General features: G+C 59.7%; 1 protein-coding gene. It reads left to right on the top strand.

The genetic code is table 11. From position 1 onward, the window contains the following. Positions 1–840, top strand: an 840-nt coding sequence (locus EOA22_RS34085; RefSeq protein WP_206521490.1) for an SLC13 family permease, incomplete at its 5' end; no start/stop codon positions are given. Positions 841–1,257 lie beyond the last annotated feature (417 nt).

The raw sequence follows: 1,257 nt of genomic DNA on the forward strand, positions 1-1,257 counted from the left end.
GCCGTAATCGGTGAAAGCTCCTCTTTGATCGGCTGGACCGCCCAGCGCCTTGCCCTTTACGATCGCTTCAATGTCAACCTCCTGGCCGTCAGCCGTCGTGGGGAGCGCCTCGACCGCAGGCTGGCCGCAGTCGAGCTGAGGCTCGGGGACGTTGTCGTCTTGCGGGGCAGTGCAGCGAGAATGCCCGAGATACTTCGTGAACTCGGCTGCTTACCGCTGGCAGAAAGGGCTATCCTTCTTGGCAGCGTCCGCAAGGGTATCGTGCCGGTAGTGGTCCTTGCTCTCGCCATGGTGGCGACGGCGTTTGGGCTGCTGCCAGTCTCCGTCGCTTTTTTCGCGGCCGCGGTCGCGATTGTGCTTTTCAAGGTCATTCCGCTCCGCGATGTTTACCAATCGCTCGATGGGCCTATCCTCGTCATGCTCGCCGTTCTCATTCCAGTGAGCGATTCACTACGCAGTACAGGAGCTACGGGAGTAGTTGCCGGCGAGCTTGCCAGACTGGGGACCCTCCTTCCGGCGTCCGGCGCACTGACGCTCATCCTTGTCGCCGCCATGGCCGTTACGCCATTCCTCAACAATGCCGCCACCGTCCTTGTCATGGCGCCTATCGCCGCCGAATTTGCTAGTGATCTGGGCTACAGGCCCGAACCGTTCTTGATGGCTGTCGCCATTGGCGCCGGCTGTGATTTTCTCACCCCGATCGGACACCAGTGCAACACGCTTGTCATGGGGCCGGGTGGCTACCGCTTCAGCGACTATCCGCGTCTGGGACTGCCCCTGTCTTTCCTCGTAGTCATTGTTGCTGTGCCGATGCTTATGATCGTCTGGCCAATGAACTGACATCCGATATTCGGATGTCTTCTTGGAAATCCCACACGACACCACATTCGTGAATGAGGTCGCCGCGCAAGCCTGACGCGGGCTGGCCAACCTGCGGTCAGTGTCGCCAGCAGTTCCCCTCTCGTCCCGCCCGCGGCAACAGAAACTGTGTTCCGGCCGCTCTATCGGGGCAAAGGGAAAGCCAGCAAACGAACCTTAGGCCATGGACTATACACCGCAGCGAGATTGTCAGGGGCTTGGCGGAGTATTGACGTCGTTTCTCACCTAGGAAAAGCCGGTTCACCTTCGTGATGACGACAGGCCGATAACTCTTTCTTCGAGAATACGAGGCCCTTTCGGGCTGCGATCAGCATCACAAGTCGTGTGTTGCTCAGCGGCAGGGCCCTGGTGAACTGCAAGTCGTCGCGACGACCATTC

This window comes from Mesorhizobium sp. M7A.F.Ca.US.014.04.1.1 (genome assembly GCF_003998745.1).
GTDB classification, from domain to species: domain Bacteria; phylum Pseudomonadota; class Alphaproteobacteria; order Rhizobiales; family Rhizobiaceae; genus Mesorhizobium; species Mesorhizobium ciceri.